At 48.7% G+C, this 2735-nt stretch carries 3 protein-coding genes; 1 reads left to right on the forward strand and 2 read right to left on the reverse strand.

Annotated features, from left to right (window positions below; genetic code table 11):
- Nucleotides 1-135: 135 nt before the first annotated feature.
- Nucleotides 136-912 carry a MipA/OmpV family protein gene (locus BZG14_RS15030; protein ID WP_077609126.1) on the forward strand — a complete coding sequence of 259 codons (777 nt, stop codon included), beginning with the start codon at nt 136-138 and terminating at the stop codon, nt 910-912.
- Between the two features lie 117 nt (nt 913-1029).
- Here BZG14_RS15030 and BZG14_RS15035 read toward each other — a convergent pair whose 3' ends face one another.
- A complete protein-coding gene (locus BZG14_RS15035; RefSeq protein WP_198532077.1) occupies nt 1030-1842 on the reverse strand; it encodes a 4Fe-4S cluster-binding domain-containing protein in 813 nt (270 codons plus the stop codon).
- Nucleotides 1829-2735 (reverse strand): glycyl radical enzyme domain-containing protein (locus BZG14_RS15040; protein ID WP_131825204.1); only part of this gene is annotated, 907 nt, incomplete at its 5' end. The genes BZG14_RS15040 and BZG14_RS15035, both read right to left, overlap by 14 nt.

Genomic DNA, 2735 nt, shown 5'->3' on the forward strand with positions numbered 1-2735 from the left:
ATTGTAGTCTAATTTCTACCGATTATTTCGTTTACAAACACCAGACAATTCCATACCAACTTAAGATACTTTTATTGCATCGCTGCGTTTAGAGTACTGCCAATCCGAGCGTTAGACACTTTTAAGGTAAAACACATGAAAAAACTAGCTATTATTATCGCAGCGATCGCGTCAAATGCAGCCTATGCGGGCGACACATATATCCGCAACGGCAATATCTACTCACATGAAGGACAAGCGGTCGCTGAAGTGGGTATCAGCACGACAAGTGATCTTTACAAAAGCCAAGATGACACTACCTATCTGAACCTAAACCTTGGCTATCGCGGTGAAGACTTCAACGCTGATCTAACAAATGGCCTTAACTACCGTTTTTTCGGCAATAATGATGACAGTGTGAATATCAACGCTTTTATCGGTCATGCATCAAAGGGTTACGAGAGCAAAGACGCTGATAGCCTGGCTGGCATGAAAGATCGTAATGCAGGGATCAATGGCGGTTTTAATATGGATATCAATACCGGTATGGGTGGTGTTCTTTCTACATTTGTCGGGCACGATATCACGGGCGAATACGACGGTCTCAACGCTGGCATGAAGTACATGCATATCACACACTTTGGTAAAATCGACTTTGTTCCATTCGCGGGCGTGAACTGGCTAAGTGATGATTATGTTGATCATTATTTTGGTGTAAAAGGCAGTGAAGCGACCATGCAACGTTCGGCTTATAAAGGCGATAACAGCTTTACCTACAACTTAGGWTACAAGCTTGTGATGCCAATGAGCGAAAACTGGGATATCAGCCAAAGTACGCAATACACCCGTTTGGACAGTGACATTGCTGATTCGCCAATTGTAGATAGCGCTAATCAGTGGGATGCACAAGTGACCATGAGCTATCATTTTTAAGATCCCGAGCTCAGATAATAACTATTTCAATAAGGCCTCCGCTTCATCCGGAGGCCTTGTCACGTCATGGAGTTCGCTTAATGAACACGACGACACACGTTTAGCTATCTCGCTGATTCAGACTTCTCGCTGGTCCCCCATTGCAGGCAGTAATTCAGGTGGTGGCATGTTCACAGTTTGCAGTCCTGCCGTTTGCAAGGCGACTTTTATGATATCAAGATGCGCTTGTGTTGCCTCTAGCCAGTTGCTGGCATTGCCCTTCACGCCTGCTCGATGAAAACCATTTAAACGCACGGAAAACACATTTCCCTGCGTCAATTGCATTTGCTGCAAATTATATAAATAGGCGCAGAGTGACGACAGGTTAGCTTGCCAGTCGGTATACCCGGGGACCAGTAACAGCCGCACTTCCTGCAATTTTCCCTGCTGCGCCAGCCAAATTAGGCTATCACGCACACGGCGGGGTGAATGTCCGGTCAAGGCTCTATGCGCGTCATTACCCCATGCTTTCATATCCACCATGGCACCGTCCATGTAGGATGACAACGCCTGCCAACGCTGACATGACACACTGCCGTTAGTATCGATCAAGCATGTAAGGTGGGCTAATTCAGGGTGCTGTTTGACCGCGCGAAAAAGCGCGCGGACAAAGCGCCATTGCAGACTGGCCTCACCACCACTGACGGTAATTCCACGAATAAAGTGCCGTTGTTGATAAATCGCCGTCACTGCCTCGGCCAAAGACATATCGAATGAGCTTGCGCTGTCACGTTCAATGGTTTCAGGGTTGTGGCACCCTGGGCAACGAAATTGGCAACCTTGCAGAAAAAACACCATCCGATTACCGGGACCATCGACACAGGAATAGGGCAACACACTCGCCACCCGAGCCACTGACCCCGATGTTTTCTCCTGCTTAGGATGGCTCATGAGTGTCCGTCCAACGCGCGCCGGCGAGAAACTCCGCACTCACAACTCGCGGCTGCCGTGCTGTCACTGTCGTCATATCAGAAGCTTCTGCGCCCAATACCGTGGTGTTGGTGCGAGAGCCCGATTGTTTAAACTGGGCAATCTCCGACTTTTTCACCATATAGCCGGTGATACGCACGAGATCATTTCCATCTGTATTCGCGGTGAATTCACGCAGCCCGGATTGCAGCGCCCCTAAACATAAATCGGTTAATGCATCGGGATTGCTTTTTATGGTTTCATCCAATGTTAGGATCTCGCTCACACCCGCTTCAAAGTAAGGATGTAACGGCGCAAGCGCCTGTAAATGGGTGACAGGATCCGGTTCACAACCGTAACGAATCCTCACCCCCGGAGTGGTCCCTTGGTCAATGGATAACCCACCTTGCGCATGCAGCAACGCTCGTCCACGCCAGCCATACTTCACTGGCGTCTCTGCTACAAACGTACTCAATGCTTTGGTGATATCGTGTGCCATCTCATTCGCCGCTGCATCGTGACCATATTCGCCACATAGACCTTGGCGTGCCATCAGGGTATTAACCGCTTCAGCCATCGCGTACACGCCAAACATGGGGACAAATTTTTTCTCATCAATCAAGCCTTCCTGCACCAGAAAGCTATTAAAAAAGTGTGATTCTTGATGTAGAAAGTGACTGCGTGCATCGATCAGCTCCACCATCAATGCACCGTAATGTGGCAAGGTGTGCGAGAGCAATGTCGAGAGATCATTGGCTTCTTCTGCGACTTTTTTTAAGTTAAGGCGTACCAAGGTGTTCGCACCGCCTCCAATCGGTAGCGCATTGTAGCAACTCACAATCCCCATATTGGGCGAGTGAGCCTCTGCATCACCA

It is taken from the genome of Salinivibrio sp. IB282, assembly GCF_001995685.1.
Taxonomy (GTDB): domain Bacteria; phylum Pseudomonadota; class Gammaproteobacteria; order Enterobacterales; family Vibrionaceae; genus Salinivibrio; species Salinivibrio kushneri.

Coding starts and splice junctions, on each gene's coding strand:
- BZG14_RS15035 (WP_198532077.1), bottom strand. CDS start 1,842: ATGAGCCATCCTAAGCAGGAGAAAACATCGGGGTCAGTGGCTCGGGTG.